This window comes from Corynebacterium kalinowskii (assembly GCF_009734385.1).
GTDB classification, from domain to species: Bacteria; Actinomycetota; Actinomycetes; order Mycobacteriales; family Mycobacteriaceae; genus Corynebacterium; species Corynebacterium kalinowskii.
In genome coordinates this window covers 433,333-455,594 of sequence record NZ_CP046452.1, presented here as the reverse complement: position 1 = coordinate 455,594, position 22,262 = coordinate 433,333, and the positions used below count along the sequence as shown (strand labels likewise).

The following is a 22,262-nucleotide window of genomic DNA, read 5'->3' as shown; positions in this document are numbered from 1 at the left end:
AAAACCAGACCCGGCGTTAGTTGCGTTACAAGACTTACTTCATGGAGCCAGTCTCGAGGAAACGCTGGTGGAAGGAGAACGCAGTTGCCAGGTCGTGTGGCGTCTGCATGATGTTCTTTTCCTTGGCGATGTTCAGAGCACGGTCGTAGTACTCCTCCAGCAGTGGGCGGTAGTCAGGGTGAGCAAGTGCGATGATCTTGGAAACGCGCTCACGTGGAGCCAGGCCACGCAGGTCAGCGTAGCCGTACTCGGAGATGATGACCTTGACATCCTGCTCGGTGTGGTCAATGTGGGAAGCGAAAGGAACGAATGCGGAAATTGCGCCGCCCTTGGCCACGGATGGGGTGATGAAGGAAGAGATGAAGCCGTTACGGGTGAAGTCTGCGGAACCGCCGACACCGTTCATGATGCGGGAGCCGGAGACGTTGGTGGAGTTCACGTTGCCGTAGATGTCAGCTTCGATCAGACCGTTGGTGCAGATCAGACCGAGGCGACGAACGACCTCAGGGTGGTTGGAGATCTGCTGTGGACGCAGGATGATGGTCTCGCGGTACTTAGCAGCATCGCGGTTCATGTTCTCTGCGTACTCAGGAGACAGGGAGAAGGAGGTTGCGGAAGCAACGGTCATCTTGCCGGCGTCGATCAGGTCGACCATGCCGTCCTGGATAACCTCGGTGTAGGCCTTGATGTTCTCGAACTTGGAGTCGAGCAGGCCAGCCATCACAGCGTTAGGGACGTTACCGACGCCGGACTGCATGGTGTAGGAGTCGTAGGTCAGGCGGCCAGCAGCAACTTCGCCCTCGAGGAAGTCGAGGAAGTGACCGGCGATGGCCTGGGAAACTTCGTCGATCGGGGAGAATGGAGCGTTGCGGTCTGGGGCGTCAGTCTCTACAACAGCAACAACCTTGGACAGGTCGATGTCGATGTAGGTGGTACCGATGCGCTGGCCAGCGTCGGTGATCGGGATTGGCTGGCGGTTTGGCAGCTTGTTGATGCGGTAAATATCCGCCATGCCCTCGAGTTCTTCGGACTGCCAGGAGTTGACCTCGATGATGATCTTCTCAGCGTTGTCCAGGTACTCAACGTTGTTACCAACGGAGGAGGAAGGCACGATGTGGCCTTCCTCGGTGATGCGGACAGCTTCGACGATGGCAACATTCATCTGACCAAAGAAGCCCTGCTCAACGTACAGGCCGGACTCGGAGAGGTGGTAGTCAGCGTAGAGGGTGATGCCTTCGTTGATCTTCTTACGCAGGATCGGGTCAGACTGGTAAGGAGTACGGAAGCGAATTGCATCGGCTTCAGCAAGAACGCCGTCGCAGTCAGGCGCGGTGGAAGCACCGGTGAACAGGTCGATCATGTACTCGTCGCCCTTGGCGTGAGCAGCCTTTGCGCGCTCTGCGATCGCGGTAGGCAGGGCCTTAGGGTAGCCCGCGCCGGTGAAGCCGGACACGCCGACCTTGTCGCCGTGGTTGACGAACTGTGCTGCTTCTTCAGCAGTCATTACCTTGCCGCGAAGCTGAGCATTCGCAATACGATCAGACATTCATTCCTCCTGTTTGTGCAGTGCTGCCGCGTGACCCATGTCGCACGCGCCTGTGACTATGGATACACAATGTACACCATAGATACGAATTCCACACTAATGCAGTTTTGCCTTTGCCACCCCCAAAGATCAGCAATTTCACGCCCCTCATCGGCCATAATGCACCCATTCTTGGGTGAAATGACCAAAACCGCTTTCAGACGCGAGTTTGATGTGTCCCCCGAAAAGCTGGACAATGAATCCGTGTCTTTGCAGATCGGTTCCATCACCCTCAATTCCCCCGTCATCCTCGCCCCAATGGCCGGGGTGACGAACATGCCGTTCCGTGTGCTCTGCCGTGAACAAGAGCTGGAGAAGATGGGCTCGGTGTCCGGTCTCTACGTCTGTGAAATGGTCACTGCCCGCGCGCTCGTGGAACGCAACGAAAAAACCATGCACATGACCACCTTTGCACCGACGGAACAACCACGTTCCCTGCAGCTCTATACAACAGATCCGGAATACACTTACAAAGCAGCGAAAATGATCGTGGAGGAAAACCTCGCCGATCACATCGACATGAACTTCGGCTGCCCTGTACCGAAGGTCACCCGTCGCGGTGGCGGATCTGCCCTCCCCTATAAACGACGCCTTTTCGGCAACATCGTCGCGGCGGCAGTGAAAGCCACCGAAGGGACAGACATCCCAGTCACGGTCAAGATGCGCATTGGCATCGACGACCAACACCACACGCACCTCGACGCAGGCCGCATTGCCGTCGAGGAAGGCGCTGCTGCCGTCGCGCTGCACGCCCGAACTGCAGCGCAGCGGTACTCCGGTACCGCAGACTACAATGAGATCCGCCGACTCAAGGAGCATCTCGCTCACACCGGCATCCCGGTACTCGGCAACGGAGATATATTCGCTGCCTCGGATGCCAAACGCATGATGGATGAAACCGGCTGCGACGGCGTCGTCATTGGTCGCGGTTGTTTGGGACGACCGTGGTTGTTCGCGGAGCTGGCTGCCGAACTTCAGGGCGTCGAGAAGCCTGCCCCGCCCACCTTGGGGGAAGTTACGCGCATCATGTACCGTCACGCCGAACTCCTCGCCGAGCACATGGGTGAGGAACACGGCCTGCGCGACATGCGCAAACATATGGGCTGGTACATGCGTGGTTTCCCTGTCGGTGGCGAGATCCGCGCTGATCTAGCCCGCATCACCTCGCTCACTTCCCTCAAGGAGTCCCTCGCCCCATTTGCAGACTCGCAAGCGCTTGCCGACGACCAGGACGGGCCGCGTGGTCGCCAAGGATCACCGGGCAAGGTAGTACTCCCAGAGCACTGGCTTGACGACCCAGAAGATGACACCGTTCCCGAGGGCGCCGAGATCATGCACTCAGGCGGATAGTCCCCCTTCCCAGGACAAGCCAACCTATAACACCTATGCTGTTTGTTATGCGTACCGCTTTTAGGGATAGTTTGAATGCCTTCGCCGACGATCTGATCGTCTTGTGCGACACGGTACGAATCACCGTGCAAAAATCCCTGACGGCACTGCTCGAATCCGATCTCCAGGATGCCGAAGAGGCCCTGTCCATGACGGAAGAGCTGGAGGAAATCCAGCAGCGCTGTGAGCAGCGCGCCGTTGAGCTCCTGGCAACTGAAGGACCATTGGCGCGCGATCTACGCCAAGTGGTGTCCTCGATTTACATTGTGGATGACCTCGCCCGCATGGGTTCGCTGGCACAACACATTGCAAAGTCGGCCCGTCGCCGTCACCCTTCCTGTGCAGTTCCCGAGCCACTGCTGCCCTACTTTGCCGAGATGGCACGCCTGAATATTGAGATGGTGGACAAGGTTCGCCACCTGTTAACCAACCCGAATGCCGACGTCGCCATGGTCCTGGTAACTGATGACGATCTCATTGATGACCTCCACGACCACCTCATGATGATGCTGACCCGACGCGAATGGCCACACGGCACTGTCGCAGCAGTAGATGTCGCCCTACTCGCCCGCTTCCTCGAACGCTTCGCTGACCACAGCGTGAACGTTGCCGCCCGCATCGTGTACCTGGCAACGGGCCTCACCCCGACCGAATACCAGGAGCGTCGCCACCAGGAACGCGAGGAAGCCGACTGGGCTAAGCGCTTTGCCGAGCTCGAAGCACGCTTTAGCAACTAGGAATTATTGCCTTCGGGTTCTACTCAGCGGATGTCGAGCGCGCGTACATACTTGTTTCCCGAAAACCAGTGAAGGCCGTTACCAGGATTTTCCTGGTAACGGCCTTCACTGGTTGCGCTCTAAGGATTTCGCGCAATTGCCCGGGTGCCTACTGACAGCGCCACACTGGGCATGCTCCCGGGCAAGCTTAGAGTCGGGAACTGCTTATCCGAAGCGACCGGAGATGTAATCTTCGGTTTCCTTCTGATCTGGGTTCTCGAAGATCTTGGCGGTTGGGCCAACCTCGACCAGACGACCAGGCTTGCCGGTTGCCTCCAGGGAGTAGAACGCGGTCTGGTCAGACACACGGGCTGCCTGCTGCATGTTGTGGGTCACGATCACAATGGTGAAGTCTTCCTTCAGCTCGTGAATCAGGTCCTCAACAGCGAGGGTGGAGATTGGGTCCAGTGCGGAACAAGGCTCGTCCATGAGGAGAACTTCTGGCTCAACAGCGATCGCACGTGCGATGCACAGACGCTGCTGCTGACCACCGGAAAGGCCGCCGCCTGGCTTGTCCAGACGATCCTTAACCTCTTCCCACAGGTTTGCGCCACGCAGGGAACGCTCGGCAACCTCGCGGAGCTTCTTCTTGTTCTTCTCACCGGACAGCTTCAGGCCAGCAACGGTGTTCTCTTCGATGGACATCGTTGGGAATGGGTTTGGCTTCTGGAACACCATGCCGATGGTATTACGCACGGATACTGGGTCAACCTTGGAACCGTAAATGTTCTCGCCGTCGAGAAGAATCTCGCCGGTAACGGTGGCACCTGGGGTGACTTCATGCATGCGGTTCAGGGTACGCAGCACGGTGGACTTACCACAGCCGGATGGGCCGATGAAAGCGGTGACGGACTTTGGTGGCACGTGCAGGTTGACGTCCTGCACCGCGTGGAAATCTCCGTAGTAGATGTTGACGTTCTTCAGATCGAGGCTCTTAGCCATCGGTGTCTCCTTGAAAGTGTGGATGTTTTCGAAAGCGGGTGGTGAAGGAAGTTACTGCTTGATCGAGAACTTCGCGGAAATGATACGTGCACCGATGTTGAGCACGGCGATGATGAATACCAGGGTGAAAGCAGCACCCCACATCTTGTCCATGACTGCAGGAGTAGAGCCGGCCTTGTACATATCCAGCATCATCAGTGGCAAAGAGGACTGCGGGGCAGACATTGGGTTCCAGTTGATCGCCTGGGTGGAACCCACGAGGATCAGCACTGGAGCAGACTCGCCCATCACGCGGGCAACAGCCAGCATGACGCCGGTGACGATACCGGACAGGGCGGTTGGGAGAACGATCTTCGCGATGGTCTTCCACTTTGGCACGCCGAGGGCGTAGGAAGCTTCACGCAGATCCTGTGGAACAACGCGCAGCATTTCTTCGGTGTTACGGACGATAACTGGCACCATGAGCAGCACCAGGGCCAAAGCCACGGCGATACCGGAACGTTCGAAGCCGAAGAGGACGATCCACACCGAGTAGATAAACAGTGCGGAGACGATGGAAGGAACACCAGTCAGGATGTCGACCATGAAGGTGGTGATGCGACCGAGGCGGTTATTGTCGGCGTACTCCACCAGGTAGATAGCGGTGAAGATACCGATTGGGATGGAGAGGATCGAGGTGATACCAGCCTGCACGAACGTGCCGATGATGGCGTGGGAAGCACCGCCGCCTGGAAGCGTGTAAAGCAGGCCCTTCTGGGACTTGGTCCACCAGTCAGCGCCCAGCACTGGAGGAAGGCCCTTGGAGATAACTTCGTACAGCACCCAAACCAGCGGAATGAAGGCCAGGAACATTGCGAAGTAAATGACGCCGCGTGCGATGGCATCGACAGTCTTGCGCTGGGAAGAAATGTGAGTGAAGGCAGAGGTCTTATTCAGTGGAGCATCTGCGTTCTTGGTGTCTACTGCGTGTGACATGTCAATCGACCTACTTCTTGTTGTTGACGACGGCACGTGCTGCTGCGTTCACGAGGAACGTCAGGAGGAACAGGACCAGACCTGCAGCAATGTAGGCGCCGGCCTTCATGTCGTCGTTGAATTCTGGGGCAGCGTTTGCAATCACCGTTGCGAAGGTGGTGCCACCGTCGAACAGAGAAGCACGGAATGCGGACGATGGAGAAACAACCAAGTACAGTGCCATGGTCTCACCAAGTGCACGACCCAGACCCAGCATGGAACCGGAGATGTAGCCGGAAAGACCGAATGGGAGCACGGTGAGCTTGACAACTTCCCAGCGGGTTGCGCCAAGTGCGAGTGCAGACTCGATGTGGCCCTTTGGCGTCTGGACGAAGACCTCACGTGCAGTAGCGGCGATGATCGGCAAGATCATCACTGCCAGAACAATGCCACCGGTCAGCATGTTGCGGGAGGTAGCAAAGGACGGAGAGTTCGTGTAGTGCGTGAACAGGAAGAAGCCGTTGCCCCAGCTGTTGATCCACTCGAAGAAGCCGGACAGTGTTGGGCCGAGAACCTTGGCGCCCCACAGACCGTAAACGATCGAAGGAACTGCAGCGAGAAGGTCGATGAGGAAGCCGAGTGGCTTGACCAGAGACTTCGGGCAGTAGTTAGAGAGGAAGATCGCTATGCCCAGTGCAACTGGCATAGCGATGATCAACGCGACGATGGAAATCGTGAAGGTCACGGCGAGCAGGTTCGGGATACCGAAGTACATCGCGCTGGTATCAGCGGTGTTCCAGTCGCCGGAGTAAGTGAAGAAGCCGCCGAGCCCCTCAGCATTGTTCATGAGGGATGGAACGGCGCGCCACAGCAGGAAGGCACCGACCGCGGCGATAATGACGGAGATGGTGGCAGCGGAAGCAGTAGAGAGGAACTCGAAGATTCGGTCGCCTGGACGCTTCACAGTGCTGGAAGTGGTTACGACGGGTACTGGATTCTTGGGTACAGAGGCACCGTGGGTGGTAGCGATGACATCGTCAGCGCGCTCCTCCCCGATGAGGTCTGCGCCGTGGCCAGCGATTTTTTCAGCCATGCGGGAACAATTCCTTAGAGCTTGGGGTGTGAAATGGGCTCGGTCGGGCAGGTATTGGTGAGTGTGGCGTAAGTCTTTGGGCAACCGCAGTCGCTTCGTTCACCAACATCGATCCTGCTCAACCAAATTGCCCCCGTTGGGTAGTGGCACTCAACGAGGGCAATTGGGATGCGCTTATCGCACATTTAAGCGGGCGGGAACTGCAGCCCCCGGGGCCATGCCCCCACCCGAATTCAAGTGAATTACTTGATGGCGTCGACAGCGGTCTCGAGCTTCTTCTTGAACTCGCCGTCAACTGGGATGTAACCGAGAGCTTCGAGGTCGGAGCCCTGGTTAGCCAGTGCAACCTTCAGGAAGTCCTTGACGCGACCGGAGGTCTCAGCGTCGTAGCCAGCGGAGCAGACGATCTCGTAGGTGGTGAGCACGAGTGGGTATGCGCCAGCTTCCTTCATCTCGAAGAGCTTGGTGGAGTCAACAACCATGTTGTTGCCCTCGCCCTTGTACTGAAGCTTTGCCAGTGCCTTGTTGACGGAATCCTTGTTCAGCTCAACAGCACCCTGACCGAAGTCCATCTTTGCAACGCCCAAGCCAGCGTCCTTAGCGAAGCCAGCCTCAACGTAGGTGATAGCACCTTCGGTTGCGGAAACCTCGCCGACAACACCGGTGGAGCCGTTAGCGCCAGCGCCAACTGCAGCTGGGAAGGACTTGCCGGAACCTTCCCAAACGCCGTTGGAGGTAGCCTTCAGGAACTTCTGGAAGTTATCGGTGGTGCCGGACTCCTCAGAGCGGTAGACAACCTTGATGTCGGTGTCAGGAAGCTTTGCATCCTTGTTGATAGCAGCGATCTCTGGAGCGTTCCACTTGGTGATTTCGCCCTTGAAGATCTTTGCGGTGAGTTCTGGGGTCAGAACGATGTTGTCAGCACCCTTAACGTTGTATGCAACTGCAACTGGGCCGATGACCATTGGCAGGTGCCATGCTTCGTTGCCACCACAACGCTGCTTAGCAGCCTCGATCTGGTCATCCTTCAGAGCGGAGTCAGAGCCACCGAAGGCAACCTGGCCAGCGATGAACTGCTTCTGGCCGGAGCCGGAGCCGGATGGGGTGTAGGAGAAGTTAGCGCCGGAGACAGCCTCAGCGTACTTAACGCCGAAGAGGTCAACAGCCTTCTGCTGAGAAGAAGCGCCCTCAGCAACGAGGTTGCCGGTGGTACCGGACAGGCCTTCGATCTTGGTGCCGGCATCGCCGGACGTGGTCTCGTTGCTCTCGGAGCAAGCGGTGAGGGCGATGGAGCCAGCGGCTACAGCGCCCAGGACAGCGACGGTGCGCTTGAAGTTGCGGATCACGGGGAATTCCTCCGGTGCATTGATTATGGGTTTCTTCAGGCAACGAAATTGAGACCTTTAAGACACAACACGTTGCTTCGTTATGCAACCTATGAGGTGGAAGTTTCCAAAAGGAACCCACAAGGTAAACATTGGGTGAATTTAGGTTTCAAATCTTTACCAAAGTCGAACCGATAGACCTTTGTAACCCGGAGTTTTCTTTAATCTTTATGGCTAAACCTATAAAGAACATGCCGTTCGGTCACAGCAAAACCCAATTTTTCATACACCGAAACGGCAGGAACGTTATCCGCCTCTACATACAGAATTACCTGGTCGCAGCCACTATCCTGCAGGTGAGCCACTCCAGTAACAGTGAGGAACCCGCCCAACCCTCGACCCCGAGCGGCATCCGCCAATCCAACCACGTAAACTTCACCAACATTTTCCCCAGTATTAACCAAATGTGACCTTGCACACTTTGTCCAGTGGAATCCCATCAAAGTCATTGTTTTCTCAACAATTGGCTTTTCGGACACATCAATGGGGGTACCCCACAACAGAAAGACTCCCTCCGGATCAAACCAAACAGCTTCTTGAGCACGCGCCCACCTCGTCAAGTCCCAACCGCCTTGCTCGGGATGCCAAGAAAATGCCTCATTATTTACCCGGAGAAATTCCTCATCAACCCACGATCCCCACCGCTCGCGAGATTGCGCCAAGGTTAAGATTTCATAGCCCGCTGGAACTGGGAGTGACTCAATTCTCTCTTGCAGGCTCATCACTAGAAGTTCCCGGACCTTATCGGCATCCGGCAAGTCAGCAACCGGGCTGGGACCGTGCGCCCACACGTCAACGGGGCGCTGCTGCACCGAACCAACCAGCGCCTGCGCTTCTCGACGCCCCTCCCCCCGAACTACCACTTCCGCCACCGGCACATCAGGGGCCTCATCTATGGCAATCGCTCCGATCAATTCGCCGTCGACGTGAGCTACCAAGTGCTGATGCCGGAGCCGAGGATCGTCAAGGCCAAGCACGAACTGTTCAGATAGCGGCGAAATGCCGGTATGTGCGGTGACTTCGTTGATAAGGTCGGCAACCTGTGATCGGAGATCAGTGTCGTCGATAAGCGAGGCGTGGGTGATGGAAATGTCCTTCATAGCAACCGAGGCTAGTTGATCCGGTAAGAATAGAGGGGTGAAACTATCCATTCGCTGGGCGGTTGCTGCCTGTGTTGTCGTGGTGTTGGTCGCTGGCTGGCTGGTTGACAATGCCATCGCGATACGCGCTGAACAACGGATCGCGAAGGATGCCCAGTACCATTCGCGTCTTAGCGTCGCGCCCCGTATCTTTTTGGGCGGGTTTCCCTACGTTGCCAATGTGTGGCGCGAAACCACCCCAGTGATGAGCGCTGAAATGTTGGACGTGGATGTGCCGGGATTCGGCATGATTAACGCGCGCACTGAAGTCAAAGACCTAAAACTTAGTCGTCAGGAAATCCTGAGCGGGAAGATCAACTCGGCACCAGCCAAACTCGTGACCCGCATCGTGCGACTCGACGGCGTCGCTATGGGCGAGCAGCTCGGCATCACTGACCTGGATATGTCCAATCCGTACGACATCTCGCCTTCGGGCGGACCATCCTCAGAGGTCCAACTCACAGGAACCCCGGAAGGGTTCGAGGAACCAGTCACTGTCGTCGCAAAGCTGCGGCTATCCGGCCTGACCATCACGATGACCCCTGACCGCTACGTATCCGGCCCTGCGGACAAAGAACAGCAGGCGTTGGCCGCCTTCACTTGGTCTATCGACAGTCGCACTTTGCCTATTCCAGCGCAGACCAACCGCGTTTATTGCAGCGGTGGCTCTATTTACTTTGAGGCTGAGCAACGCAACACCACGATCGACGCGACGAATCTTTCTCCGATCTCCAAGTTGGAGCCCGCACTGAACTAACCGCTAGGCTGGTCGATATGAACGAAAACTCACTGAGTGGATCCGACGCCGTCAACCTAGCCGCTGAGCAGGCAAGGCACACCGCAGACCGGAATATCCCGGGCCTCGGTGAACTACCGATTCCAGATGACACCGCCAACTTGCGCCAGGGACCAAATCTGCACGATGGCCTCCTCGCATTGCTGCCGCTGATTGGTGTGTGGCGTGGCGAGGGCCAGACGGATACCGCCGTGGACGGCCAGTACAACTTCGGCCAGGAGATCACGTTTGCCCACGACGGCGAGAACTACATCGCCTACAACTCGAAAATGTGGAAACTCGATGATGAAGGCAATTCCACTGGCCTGGATATGCGCGAGACGGGCTTCATCCGCATTGATTTAAAGGATGACATCGAATTCATTCTTTGCCACTCCACCGGTGTGGTCGAAATCCTCTACGGCAACCCGCTCAACGAGCGTGCCTGGGAACTCGAGTCAGCTTCCACCATGGTTACCGCCAGCGGCCCGTCCGCGCTGGGCCCCGGCAAGCGCCTGTACGGTCTGCTTCCAACGAACGAACTTGGCTGGGTCGACGAGCGCATGGTTGCTGGCGAGCTCCGCCCGCGGATGTCTGCGCAGCTCAAGCGTGTAATCGGCTAGTTCTAGCCTTCTGAGAGCAATTTCCGGATCGCTTTCAGATCCCCACTTGGCTTCAGCACGTGCTGGTCGAGCTGCGTGACCAGCACTGGCCCTCTGGTGGAGGAAACGAGCCACACTTGATCAGCCTTGAGCAGATCTCCAAGGTACATGGGTTTTTCCTTGCAGCTCAAGCCCGCCTTTTCTGCCGCAGTAAATAGTCGCGCCTGGGTGGTTCCGGGCAAGACTGGCCCGCCCGGCTGCGGTGTGCGCACCTTGTTTCCGCGCAGGGTGATGATGGTCGAAGTTGCGCCTTCCAGCACTTGCTCGCCGTCGGTGAAAATAACATCGTCGTAGCCTTTTTCGCGAGCGTAACGTAGCGCCGCCATGTTCTCTGCGTACGCGAGTGTCTTGGCGCCGCTGATGCTCCACGGTGGTGTTTCGGTGAGCTGGTACCCACGCGGCCCGGTGAGCACTTTGACGCCTTCAGCCCGCTGTCGCAGGATGTCTTTTCCGATTGGCTTTACCACTAGCCAGGTACTGGGAATATGAGGGCGGCTCGCCCGGCCACGCGACATTGTCCAAGTGCATGCAGCTTCACCCTCCCCATATTTTTCTGCCCACTGGACTGCTGCTTCCTTAGTGGCTGCCGCCCAATGCTCGCGGATGGGGGCATCTAGCCCGAGGAGCGTGGCCGAGCGTACGAAGCGATCCAGGTGCCGCTCAAGGTTGACTGGTTTGCCATCCACGATCTTGATTGACTCAAAAACGCCATCGCCACGAGTAACGGCGGCATCATCCCAAAACAGCATCGGCAGCGCAGGGCTGTGTTCGCGGGTTGAGCCACCAAAGGGCTCCAGGATGTAAATCAGAGGACTCATGCCTCCCAGGCTACGCGCTACTATCGGCTTTGTGACTTCTACTGTTTCTCCCCTGCTGTCTCGTCCAGGCGCGACGGGCCTGGTTGAGGATTCCCCGATCGATCACGCTGGCGTCGCCTGGCACTACGGTGCACCTTTGGTTGAGCAAGGTCAGCTTCCCGCCGTCGTTGACCGTTCTCACCGCGCTGTGATTGCTGTCTCCGGTCCAGATGCCGCCACCTTCCTCAACAATCTGCTGTCGCAGAAACTTGACGACGCCCCAGACGGGTTCTCCGCCTCCGCCCTCGATCTTGACAGCCAAGGACGCATCCTCCACCACGCTGACGTTGCCCTCCGCGACGGCACGTTCTACCTCGATGTCCCCGCCTCCCAATCCGCCTCGCTGCTTTCCTACCTACAGAAGATGGTGTTCTGGTCCGAGGTGACCATCACAGACACCGATCTCGCCATTCTCACCTTGCTCGGCGACCTCCCCCTCCCCGACTGCGTTTTCGCCCGCCACGTGGCCTGGTCCGGCCCGCGCCGCGTCGACATTGCGGTGTCGCGCTCGCTTATCGACGCCACCGTCACCGATCTCCAATCCCACGGCGCTGCTCTCATGGGCCTCATGGGCTTTACTGCTGAGCGAGTCAAGGCTTTGGAACCGGAGCTGGGTGCTGATTTGGATGACAAGTCCATCCCCCACGAAGCACCTACCCTCATTGAGCGCGCCGTCCACCTGGAGAAGGGTTGCTACCGTGGCCAGGAGACGGTCTCCCGCGTCCACAACCTCGGCCGCTCCCCACGTGTCTTGGTTCTTCTGCACCTCGACGGCTCCGCCCCAGCGCTGCCATCACCTGGCGACCCTATTGTCGCTGGCAGCCGGACGGTGGGCCGATTGGGCACTGTCGTCCACGACCACGAGCTCGGCCCTATCGCTCTCGGCCTGGTGAAACGCTCAGCACTCGGCTCGGAATTGATGTCGGGAGAAACCGCCTTGGCCGTGGATCTAAGTAGCGTGCCGGATGACTCTGCTGAGCGGCCGGGCCGCGCCGCGATCAACCGGTTGCGAGGAATGGGGGTAGCAGACTGATTGGGGTGTTTTACAAGGTAGAAACGTCGCAAGTTTCGCGGATTGCTCGATTTGTCTCACGACATTTCCGACGGTCATAACCCCGTTTGAGCATTTTTCGTCACTACCCGCTATTGTGTCTTACAGGAATACACACATATAGATATCAAGCCCTGGGGCGACGACCTTCGTTCGTCCCGTTTACTCCAAGGGGGTCAGGCCATGGGTCGCGGCCGTGCCAAGGCAAAGCAAGCCAAGGTTGCTCGTGAGCTTAAGTACAACACGCCAGAGATGGATCTCGATCAGCTCCAGCGTGAACTCGCCGGGAAGTCTCAACGAGATGGCGGTGCAGCAAGTTCTGAAAGCAACGAGGATCCGTACTCCGAGTGGGTAGATGACTGGGACGACACTCCTGAAGCAGGTCGCCGCTAGCACCTGCACACCTCACCAGCATGCAGCGAGGTAAGAGCTCGAATCGAAGCTCTTACCTCGCTTTGGTGTACCCAGACATACGAAAACCGGATCTGGTGACACACACTGCCCAACGTCGCGTTCTACGACAGTGGCATGTCACCAGATCCGGCATTCTTCGCACTTAAGCGTCTGGGTGGGAATCCTTGAGCACTGCGCGCTCGGTCTCGCCTTCGCCTGCGGAGCGGACGGTACCGAGCTCCCAAGCGTCGATGTGGCGTGCGGTGAGCATGGCCAGGGCGCGATCGCGATCCTGAGCTGCCACGACGGCAACCATGCCGACACCCATGTTGAAGGTCTTTTCCATCTCTTCCTGTGGCACGGTGCCGAGCTTTTCGATAGTGCGGAAGATTGGACCCGGGGTCCACGTCGCGCGGGACATCTCTGCCACCATGCCCTCTGGGATCACGCGGACCATGTTGCCAGCCAGCCCGCCACCGGTGACGTGGCAGAAAGTGTGGACTTCGCACTCTGCGGCCAGTGCAAGGCAATCCTTGGCATAAATACGGGTTGGCTCCAGCAGTTCCTCGCCGAGGGTGCGGCCAAGTTCCTCCATGTGAGCATCCAATGGCAGTCCTGCCTTTTCCAGCAGGACGTGGCGAGCCAGAGAATAACCATTGGAGTGCAGACCGGAGGACTTCATGGCGATCAACACGTCGCCGGCGCGAACACGGTCTGGGCCGAGCAGCTCTTCAGCCTCCACGACGCCCACAGCGGTTGCGGACACGTCGTAGTGGGATGGTTCCATAACACCAGGGTGCTCTGCGGTCTCGCCACCGAGCAGGGCGCAGCCAGCTTGGACACAGCCCTCAGCGATACCGGCAACGATTTGTGCGACATGTTCAGGGACAACCTTGCCAATGGCGATGTAGTCCTGCAGGAAGAGTGGCTCCGCGCCACAAACAACGAGGTCATCCACGCACATAGCAACAAGGTCGATGCCGATGGTGTCGTGCTTATCCATTGCCTGCGCCACTGCAAGCTTTGTGCCCACACCGTCAGAACCGGCAGCTAGGAGGGGCTCCTTGTACTTGCCCAGGGCAAACAAACCAGCGAAGCCACCGAGATTTCCCCGTACCTCGGGGCGCGTAGCGCGCTTTGCCAATGGCGCGAACAGTTCAACCGCGCGATCGCCGGCTTCGATGTCCACACCAGCGGCAGCGTACGACGTAATTTGTTCGTTATTTTCAGTCATTGGTGGTTTCCTTGTTAGTTGTTTTCCTGCATGGAGCGGACGAGGTCGGCGTTGGCGTTGCCTTCCGGCAATCCCAGCGGGTACTTGCCGTTGAAGCAGGCACAGCACAGGTTGTCGGCTTGTTCGCCGGTAGCGGCAACCATGCCTTCTACAGAAACGTAGCCGAGCGAATCTGCGCCGAGCGCGACGCGAACGGATTCAACCATCGCTACTTCGTTATGCCCATCAACGTTGTTAGCGATCAGCTCACCAGGTGAGGCGAAGTCAATGCCATAGAAGCAAGGCCACTTCACCGGGGGTGATGCGATACGCACATGCACCTCGGCGGCACCTGCTTCACGCAGCATTCGGATCAAGGCGCGCTGAGTGTTGCCGCGAACGATGGAGTCGTCCACGACCACGAGTTTCTTGCCGGCGATTTCTTCCTTGAGCGGGTTCAGCTTCAAACGGATTCCCAGCTGGCGGATGGTCTGCGTTGGCTGAATGAAGGTACGGCCTACGTACGCGTTCTTGACCAAACCGAGTCCGAACGGGATACCCGAAGCCTGGGCGTAGCCCACAGCAGCTGGAGTGCCGGAATCTGGCGTCGGCATAACCATATCGGCTTCTGCTGGCCATTCGCGAGCGAGAGTTCGACCGATTTCGACGCGGCTGGCATGGACGGAGCGACCGGAAATGACGGAGTCTGGACGGGCAAGGTACACATGCTCGAAAACGCAGAGCTTCCGGCCGACTTCGGCGAAGCGAACGGTGTGAATGCCCGAGGCGTCGATACGCAGCAGCTCACCAGGCTCAACATCGCGCACAAAGGACGCACCAACGATATCGAGGGCGCAGGTTTCAGAAGCAACTACCCAACCGCTATCAAGGCGACCGATGGACAGCGGGCGCACGCCGTGCGGATCCCGCGCTGCGTAGAGGCTGTTTCCGTCCATGAAGGTCAGGCAGAAGGCACCCTTGATACGGGGCAACAGCTCCTTAGCGGAGTCGAAAATTGTCTTGCCGTCGCGGGCATTGTGAGCCAACAGCGCAGTCATAATGTCGGAGTCGGATGGGCGGCACGCGGGGTCGACCAGGCCCAGTTCGGTTGCTTCTTCGAGCAGTTCGACGTAGTTGACCAGGTTGCCGTTGTGCCCCAACGCAACGTCGATGTCATCAGGAGTCACCCGGAACATTGGCTGGGAGTTCTCCCAGGACACGCCTCCCGCCGTCGAGTAGCGGGTGTGTCCAACGGCCAGATCACCCTTCAGCGCACCAAGGGACTGCTCATCGAACACCTGGGAGACGAGCCCGAGATCCTTGAAAACAACGATCGAATCGCCGTCACCCACTGCGATACCAGCAGCTTCCTGGCCTCGGTGCTGCAGTGCGTACAGGCCGTAATAGGTGAGCTTTGCGACGTCCTCGCCGGGAGCCCACACACCGAAAACGCCACACTCTTCACGAGGGGCGTTTTCACCGTGGTCATCGAGATCCGGGCGGGAAAAGTTTCCGTTGTCTACCACGGTGTTCATCGTAGCTTGTTAGAGACCCAACTACCACATTCCGGCTAAGCCACCGACACGCCAAAAACCCAGCCGATGCCGTAGGTAACCACGAGAGCCAATGCGCCACCAATAACCAGGCGCGTCACCGATCGAGACTTGCTGGAATCGGAGAACTTGGCAGAGAAACCACCGGTAATGCTCAGAGCGATGAGGGTGCCGAGGAGGATGACCCAAATGCGTACATCCACCGGGGCGAAAACGGCGCACAGGAATGGAATCATCGCCCCCACGACGAAAGCTACCGCACTGGAACCAGCTGCTACCCACGGATTAGTGAATTCCTCTGCATCCAACCCGAGCTCCATGTCCAAGTGGGCGGCCAATGCATCATGACTCTCCATCTCAGTGGCTGCTTTCTCGGCGGTGGTAACTGACATACCCTTGCTTTGGAGGATGCCGACCAGTTCCTCATGCTCGTGCTCTGGGAAAGTTTCCAGCTCCCATTTTTCTTTGGCGACCAGCTGTTTTTCGGTGTCACGCTGGGCAGAAACTGAAACATACTCGCCCAGCGCCATGGAGACCGCGCCAGATGCAACGGCAGCCATGCCTGCGGTCATGAGTTCCCTCGATCCGGCACCTGCTGCGGCAACACCCATCAACAGACCTGCAACGGAGACAATGCCGTCGTTGGCACCGAGGACTCCCGCACGCAGCCAGTTCAGCTTGGAGTTGACGCCCGTTGCATGTGGTTCAAAGAAGTCGCTGGAGTGATCAGACATTGTTGCCCCTTGTGCTTAGTATCAAAAAGATCTAATTCAAAGTCTAAGCAACATAAACGCAGGTCACAACCAAACTTAGCCTACTCACACTAAGGGCAGCCAATGCTCAATGTCGCGAGCCCGGGTGCCCGAAGCCTCGGCTACACCAGTCGATAGTGCCAGCTCAAGTGACATTTTCCCTATGACAAGCTGGAGCCACGTGAGCGGATCCATTTCCACCACATTCGGTGGAGTCCCCCTCGTGTGTTGTGGCCCCTCGATGCACTGCACTGCCACGAACGGTGGAACTCGCACTTCGACGGCATGGCCCGGCGCGATGTGTTCCAAGGTGCGCGCGGTGAGGCGAACGGCGTCGGCAAGCATGCCCCTAGTCGGGCGTTGCGTGACATCCGGATTTTCGACCCATTCCCGCACGGCGGCAACAGCTGCGCGGGTCGCTTCTGGATCTGGCTTGTTGTGCCTAGGCATGATCCTCCCGTCGGTTATAGTGTGACTACCGCTACATTTCTGCTATTTTATCGACTGAAAGTTAAACAATGCCTGATCGTACCCCTGCCATCACACTTCGCTTCCTAGCCGCCCCAACGGATGTCCTTATGGCAGGTAACCATGGTGTCAACGGCGGACGAGTGTTGGAGTGGATCGATAAGGCTGCTTATGCCTGCGCCACAGGTTGGTCGGGAACCTATTGCGTGACTGCCTACGTCGGCCACATTCACTTTTTCCGCCCGATTCCCTCGGGCCACATGGTGGAGGTTCGCTCTCGGATCTCGATGACTGGCCGCTCCTCGATGCACATCGTGAACGAGGTGTATTCGGCAGATCCACGAGATGGGCAATTTACTCGCGCCTGCGACTGCTTGGTGATCTTCGTAGCAAAAGACACCGCCACTGGCACCACCGTCCCAGTTCCACCCTACGAGCCGACAACTGAAGAAGAGACTCGGATGCACCAGGCAGCGCTGTCCCGCATTGAGCTACGCCAGGCGATTGAATCGGAGATGAACAAGCAGACTTACGATGGCCCATCCGACGCGCCGAGATTGATCACTCGCTTCCTGGCCAAGCCGACTGACGTTAACTGGGGCGGCAAAGTGCACGGCGGCACGGCTATGGAATGGATCGACGAAGCAGGAGCTGCTTGCACCATGGAGTGGTCCGGCGAGCACACTGTGGCCGTCTACGCTGGTGGCATTCGCTTCTATCGCCCGATCCAAATTGGTGACCTCATCGAGGTCGATGCCCGCCTGATCCGTACCGATTCGCGTGGCATGCAAACGTCCATCCACGTCCGTTCCGGCGCACCACGCGGCGGTCGCGACAACCTACAGACTGCCATCCACGCCACCGTTTCCTATGTCGCCGTAGACATCGACGGCAACCCCCTCCCTGCCCGTCAATTCACCCCTCAGACCGAAGAAGACCAGCGCCTGTGGGAGCACGCTGCGACCCTCCGCGAGCTGCGCTCGCAGTACTCGCCACAGCCCTTGGTGGCTCAGCGGGCAGTCAACCACACTACTTAGGCAACTACCAGGCACACTGCAATAAAGTGCAGTGCTGCCGCGATTACTGTCGCGGTGTGAAAGTGTTCGTGAAAGCCCATTATTTTCGCGGAACGACCTGGCCACTTGAACCCGTAAACAATGGCGCCGAGTGTGTACACAATGCCACCGGCGAACAAGAGCCAGACCACTGTCGATCCTCCGGCTCGCCAAACCTGCGGAACCAATGGAACGATGAGCCAACCGATGAGTAGGTAAACAACGACATCCAGCCACCGTGGATGGTTGATCCACACTAGGTTGAGAATTACTCCAGCTATAGCGCCTGACCAGGCGATAAGGAGCATGGTGGTGGCGGTCTTTGCATCAAAAAGAATGGCACAGAGCGGAGTGTAGGTCGCTGCAATAAAGACAGCAATGGTGGCATGATCGGCGCGACGCCACCATTGCACTGTTGTCGCAGAGCGCCAGGGCCCCAGATGATAAGACGCAGAGACCCCAAAAAGAGTCACGATGCCCAGGACGTAGATCGTCACGGCGACTGCCTGCTGCCAGGTCAACGTCATCCAGGCAACTGTCGACAATATGGTTCCTGCTAGCACCGCGATGATGGCAGAAACGAAGTGCAGCCAGCCACGAAGAATAGGTCTACTACCCCGATTGAGCCGGTAGGTCACCTTGACAACATGTTCGGTTTGCACTGGCATTCCTTCCGTACTCACTCCTGCGATGCAATAGATTCCCCAGCGTACACGCCGAAATAGCGACACCCCTACCCGAGTGCTGGATTGGTTTGCAAGCGTCAACCGGCGCTGCTAAGTCCATTTCCAGCTCGCCCATGCTGGAGCTATCCGGAGGAACAACTGCAGCAAATCTGCAGGTAATAAAGGGAATTGAAATCATCCCAACAGGAAAGATAACGCAGGAATGCGAGAAGTCTAATAGTGGGTGAATTCTTGCCAAGGAATAGGTAAAGGCCCAGCGATGGTCACAAACTCATAACACCACCTTGTTAAGTCTTTGTTATACGTAGATGGCCGATACCTTTCGAATGGAGCTAGGAAGTCCCGTGATTATTCGCCGTCATACCACCGCACTCGTTGCGGCTGCTGCCACCATTGCCAGCCTCACCACCCCAGTCTTGGCTACCCCTGCTGGTGACAACGTTGTCATCAGCGAGGCCTACGGCGGCGGCGGTAACACCGGCGCCCCGTACTCCAATGACTTCGTGGAGCTCTACAACCCAACGAACGCCCCTATTGACCTCACTGGTTTCCAGCTCGAGTACTACTCTGCCTCCGGAAACCTGGGCAATACCACCGAGCTGAGTGGCACGATCCCGGCACTGGGCTACTTCCTGGTTCAGATGAGCGCCGGTAGCAACGCCGCTCAGGCCCTGCCATCCCCTGATCTCGAGGGCACGGCCTCGATGGGTGGCAAGGCAGGCACCGTAAAGCTCACCAAGGGTGGTGCTGCCATTGATGTACTCGGCTGGGGCACCGCGACCATCGTAGAAGGCACCGCTGCTGGTGCCACCGATAACACCACCTCCGCCCAGCGCACCGCCCCTGCTACTGACACGGACAACAACGCCGCAGACTTCACTATTGCAGCCCCTACCCCAAAGGGTTCGGGCCAGGCAACGACCGAACCAACCCCGACCCCAACGCCGGAACCGTCACCAGGCAACGTGACCATCGCCGAGATCCAGGGCACCGGCGACACCTCCACCATGGTTGATCAGACGGTAACGACCAAGGGCTTCGTCACAGCTGCATACCCAGAAGGTGGCTTTAACGGTTTCTACCTGCAAACCGGAGGAACTGGCGTCGCAAAGCAGGCAGGCGAAGCTTCGGACGGCATCTTTGCTTACCAAGGTCGCGACACGGTAGTACCAGCCGTAGGCGCTTGCGTGGAGGTCTCGGGCCTGGTGGCAGAATTTGGCGACGCAGGCAAGTCGCTGACCCAGCTCAAGAACGTCACTGTCGCAGAAGCCACCGACTGTGGCGAGGCTATCAAACCGGTCGAAATTGACACCATGCCAGCCGACCCAGCACTGCGCGAGGCCTACGAAGGCATGTTGGTCCTGCCAAAGGGCGCATACACCGTCACCAACAACTACAACCTCAACACCTTTGGCAGCGTCGACCTTGCCGCCGGCGCAGAGGCATACAAGCAGGCTACCGACCTGTTCGAGCCGTCTACTGACCCAAATTCTGAAGTACAGCGTGAGATGGCTCGCCAGGCAGCCGAGGTAGTCGCGCTCGACGACGGCCGCAGCGCCAACTACATGAAAACCGACAAGGAAACCCCGCTGCCGTACATCTCGCAGGCAGGCACCATCAAGTCCCTGCGCACCGGCGACGGTGTTACCTTCCAGCACCCAGTAGTGTTCGACCAGCGCTACGGCGCCTGGGGCTACCAGCCAACCGCGCCAGTCACCGGCGCAACCGCCGCGGCAGAACTCCCGATCACCTGGACCGATTCCCGCGCGTCCGTGCTGGACGTTCCTGACACCGTTCAGGGCGACTTCTCCATCGCTTCCTTCAACGTGTTGAACTACTTCACCTCCCTCGGCGAGGACGAGGCAGGCTGCCAGTTCTACACCGACAAGGACGGCAACCCAATCAGCACCAATTACTGCAACGTCCGTGGCGCTTACTCCACCGCTGCTTTTAAGGATCAGCAGGCAAAGATCGTGGCGGCGATCAACAAGCTGAACGTTTCTGTACTCGGCCTCGAGGAGATTGAGAACACCGCGACCGTCACCGGCGATCCTTCCCGACGCGACGAAGCACTGGCTACCCTCGTCTTCGAGCTCAACGCAGCTGGCGGCAACTGGGAGTTCGTCAAGTCCCCAGCCAAGCTGCCGGGCAGCGAGGACTTCATCCGCACCGCGTTCATCTACGACAAGGACAAGGTCAAGCCTGTCGGTGACTCCATCATCTTCGATGCTGCCGAATTCACCGGTGTTGCCCGCCAGCCACTAGCCCAGGAATTCGCCTCGGTCGCCGACGATTCCCAGACTTTCGTAGCGATCGTTAACCACTTCAAGTCCAAGGGCTCTGTCGCTCACGGCGACGCGGACATGGGCGATGGCCAGGGCGCAAACGCTAACCTGCGCGTCGAGCAGTCCAAGGCCGTCTTGCGCGAACTTGCTGCCCAGACAAAGTGGGCTGACAAGCCAGTCTTCATCATGGGTGACCTGAACTCCTACGCCAAGGAAACCGCGGTCACCACCCTGGTCGACGGCGGCTTCACGCTTATCGACGGCGGATCTGAGTCCTACCAGTTCGGCGGCCGCCTCGGTTCCCTGGACCACGTCCTGGCCAATGAAGCAGCTAATGCCCTGATCAAGGACGCCAAGGTCTGGGACATCAATGCCGACGAATCCGTCGCTTTTGAATACTCCCGCCGCAACTACAACGCCGTGGACTTCTACGCTCCAGACGTTTTCCGTTCCTCCGACCACGACCCAATCAAGGTCGGCTTCAGCTTCGGTGCACCATCCAAGCCGGAAGAGCCAGGCAAGGATTCCGGTTCTAGCTCCAGTTCCACCGGTTCCAGCTCCAGCATCCTGGCTCTGATTCTTGGCGCAGTCGGCATCTTCGGCGGCCTCGAATACGTTCTGCGTACCTACTTCCCTGTTCAGTACGCTCAGCTGAAGCAGCAGCTGTTCCGCTAGTCTGAGGGCGCGGATTTTGATAGAGGAGACTGACGAATTCCTCGGTTTTCGTCAGTCTCCTCTACTTTTTCCAGCATGTGCGGTTTAGATCGGTAGATTTTCCTCAATCAGGTCAACGATCTCGTCATCCTCTGGGTCCGTCTTAGGACGGAAACGACCGATGACCTCGCCGGAAGGCGCGATGAGGAATTTCTCAAAGTTCCACTGCACGTCCCCAGCTTCGCCGGACGCATCGGGAGTCTTCTTCAGTTCCGCGAACAGTGGGTGCGTATCTTCGCCGTTCACGTCGGCCTTTGCCAGCATGGGGAAGCTCACCCCGTAGTTGCGCGAGCAGAACGTAGCGATGTCCTCGGCTGTACCCGGCTCTTGCGCGCCGAATTGGTTGCACGGCATACCGATGACGAAGAACCCGCGCATCGCGTAATCATCGAAAAGGCGCTGCAAGCCTTCGTATTGGCCGGTCAGGCCACATTCACTGGCGGTGTTGACCACCAGAATGAGGTGGCCCGCCCAGTCCTGGAGGGTGGTGGAACGGCCGTCGAGAAGCGTGACAGGAGTATCAAAAATGCTCATG

21 protein-coding genes are annotated in these 22,262 nt (G+C 58.1%); 8 read left to right on the top strand and 13 right to left on the bottom strand.

The genetic code is table 11. From position 1 onward, the window contains the following. Positions 1-34: 34 nt before the first annotated feature. On the bottom strand, positions 35-1,546 hold the full coding sequence (locus CKALI_RS02145; protein ID WP_156191744.1) for an acetyl-CoA hydrolase/transferase family protein: 1,512 nt from the start codon (positions 1,544-1,546) through the stop codon (positions 35-37). 243 nt (positions 1,547-1,789) lie between these two features. Here CKALI_RS02145 and dusB point away from each other — a divergent pair, with 243 nt between their 5' ends. After that, positions 1,790-2,935 carry a tRNA dihydrouridine synthase DusB gene (gene dusB, locus CKALI_RS02140; RefSeq protein WP_156193628.1) on the top strand — a complete coding sequence of 382 codons (1,146 nt, stop codon included), beginning with the start codon at positions 1,790-1,792 and terminating at the stop codon, positions 2,933-2,935. Positions 2,936-2,982: 47 nt separating this feature from the next. Continuing rightward, positions 2,983-3,711 (top strand): phosphate signaling complex protein PhoU, encoded by a 729-nt coding sequence (phoU, locus tag CKALI_RS02135; protein ID WP_156191743.1) that lies wholly within the window; start codon positions 2,983-2,985, stop codon positions 3,709-3,711. A 204-nt stretch (positions 3,712-3,915) separates the two neighbouring features. Here the strand turns inward: phoU and pstB are convergent, their stop codons facing one another. From pstB to mshD, 5 genes are all read right to left on the bottom strand, one after another. Further along, positions 3,916-4,692, bottom strand: coding sequence for a phosphate ABC transporter ATP-binding protein PstB (gene pstB, locus CKALI_RS02130; RefSeq protein ID WP_156191742.1), 777 nt, complete (start codon positions 4,690-4,692; stop codon positions 3,916-3,918). A gap of 51 nt (positions 4,693-4,743) precedes the next feature. After that, complete coding sequence (pstA, locus tag CKALI_RS02125) at positions 4,744-5,667, bottom strand: phosphate ABC transporter permease PstA (protein WP_156191741.1); 924 nt, start codon at positions 5,665-5,667, stop codon at positions 4,744-4,746. A 10-nt stretch (positions 5,668-5,677) separates the two neighbouring features. Further along, a complete protein-coding gene (gene pstC, locus CKALI_RS02120; protein ID WP_156191740.1) occupies positions 5,678-6,739 on the bottom strand; it encodes a phosphate ABC transporter permease subunit PstC in 1,062 nt (353 codons plus the stop codon). Positions 6,740-6,981: 242 nt separating this feature from the next. After that, on the bottom strand, positions 6,982-8,085 hold the full coding sequence (gene pstS, locus CKALI_RS02115) for a phosphate ABC transporter substrate-binding protein PstS (protein WP_156191739.1): 1,104 nt from the start codon (positions 8,083-8,085) through the stop codon (positions 6,982-6,984). A gap of 200 nt (positions 8,086-8,285) precedes the next feature. After that, positions 8,286-9,224, bottom strand: a complete 939-nt coding sequence (gene mshD, locus CKALI_RS02110) for a mycothiol synthase (protein ID WP_156191738.1) — start codon at positions 9,222-9,224, stop codon at positions 8,286-8,288. Between the two features lie 37 nt (positions 9,225-9,261). On the opposite strand from mshD, the gene CKALI_RS02105 reads away from it, so the two are divergent. Both CKALI_RS02105 and CKALI_RS02100 read left to right on the top strand, forming a co-directional pair. Continuing rightward, positions 9,262-10,020, top strand: a complete 759-nt coding sequence (locus CKALI_RS02105; RefSeq protein WP_156191737.1) for an LmeA family phospholipid-binding protein — start codon at positions 9,262-9,264, stop codon at positions 10,018-10,020. Between the two features lie 17 nt (positions 10,021-10,037). Beyond that, entirely contained in the window at positions 10,038-10,661 is a 624-nt protein-coding gene (locus tag CKALI_RS02100; protein WP_156191736.1) for an FABP family protein, read from the top strand. A 2-nt stretch (positions 10,662-10,663) separates the two neighbouring features. On the opposite strand, the gene CKALI_RS02095 is transcribed toward CKALI_RS02100, so the two are convergent. Further along, complete coding sequence (locus tag CKALI_RS02095; RefSeq protein WP_156191735.1) at positions 10,664-11,518, bottom strand: aminodeoxychorismate lyase; 855 nt, start codon at positions 11,516-11,518, stop codon at positions 10,664-10,666. Between the two features lie 31 nt (positions 11,519-11,549). Here CKALI_RS02095 and ygfZ point away from each other — a divergent pair, with 31 nt between their 5' ends. Next, positions 11,550-12,590, top strand: coding sequence for a CAF17-like 4Fe-4S cluster assembly/insertion protein YgfZ (gene ygfZ, locus CKALI_RS02090; protein WP_407643756.1), 1,041 nt, complete (start codon positions 11,550-11,552; stop codon positions 12,588-12,590). A 201-nt stretch (positions 12,591-12,791) separates the two neighbouring features. Next, positions 12,792-13,001 carry a DUF3073 domain-containing protein gene (locus CKALI_RS02085; RefSeq protein WP_156191733.1) on the top strand — a complete coding sequence of 70 codons (210 nt, stop codon included), beginning with the start codon at positions 12,792-12,794 and terminating at the stop codon, positions 12,999-13,001. A gap of 163 nt (positions 13,002-13,164) precedes the next feature. Here CKALI_RS02085 and purM read toward each other — a convergent pair whose 3' ends face one another. From purM to CKALI_RS02065, 4 genes are all read right to left on the bottom strand, one after another. After that, complete coding sequence (gene purM, locus CKALI_RS02080; RefSeq protein ID WP_156191732.1) at positions 13,165-14,235, bottom strand: phosphoribosylformylglycinamidine cyclo-ligase; 1,071 nt, start codon at positions 14,233-14,235, stop codon at positions 13,165-13,167. A 14-nt stretch (positions 14,236-14,249) separates the two neighbouring features. After that, on the bottom strand, positions 14,250-15,740 hold the full coding sequence (gene purF / locus CKALI_RS02075) for an amidophosphoribosyltransferase (protein WP_231580513.1): 1,491 nt from the start codon (positions 15,738-15,740) through the stop codon (positions 14,250-14,252). Between the two features lie 44 nt (positions 15,741-15,784). Next, on the bottom strand, positions 15,785-16,501 hold the full coding sequence (locus CKALI_RS02070; RefSeq protein WP_156191730.1) for a VIT1/CCC1 transporter family protein: 717 nt from the start codon (positions 16,499-16,501) through the stop codon (positions 15,785-15,787). Between the two features lie 84 nt (positions 16,502-16,585). Beyond that, entirely contained in the window at positions 16,586-16,969 is a 384-nt protein-coding gene (locus CKALI_RS02065; RefSeq protein WP_156191729.1) for a sterol carrier family protein, read from the bottom strand. 68 nt (positions 16,970-17,037) lie between these two features. Between CKALI_RS02065 and CKALI_RS02060 the strand changes: the two genes are divergently transcribed. After that, positions 17,038-18,024, top strand: a complete 987-nt coding sequence (locus CKALI_RS02060; RefSeq protein ID WP_156191728.1) for an acyl-CoA thioesterase — start codon at positions 17,038-17,040, stop codon at positions 18,022-18,024. Here the strand turns inward: CKALI_RS02060 and trhA are convergent. After that, on the bottom strand, positions 18,021-18,710 hold the full coding sequence (gene trhA, locus CKALI_RS02055) for a PAQR family membrane homeostasis protein TrhA (protein WP_156191727.1): 690 nt from the start codon (positions 18,708-18,710) through the stop codon (positions 18,021-18,023). The genes CKALI_RS02060 and trhA overlap by 4 nt on opposite strands. Before the next feature lie 362 nt (positions 18,711-19,072). Between trhA and CKALI_RS02050 the strand changes: the two genes are divergently transcribed. Next, on the top strand, positions 19,073-21,688 hold the full coding sequence (locus CKALI_RS02050) for an ExeM/NucH family extracellular endonuclease (RefSeq protein WP_231580511.1): 2,616 nt from the start codon (positions 19,073-19,075) through the stop codon (positions 21,686-21,688). Positions 21,689-21,772: 84 nt separating this feature from the next. Here CKALI_RS02050 and CKALI_RS02045 read toward each other — a convergent pair whose 3' ends face one another. Next, on the bottom strand, positions 21,773-22,261 hold the full coding sequence (locus CKALI_RS02045) for a glutathione peroxidase (RefSeq protein WP_156191726.1): 489 nt from the start codon (positions 22,259-22,261) through the stop codon (positions 21,773-21,775). Between the last annotated feature and the right edge of the window lies 1 nt (position 22,262).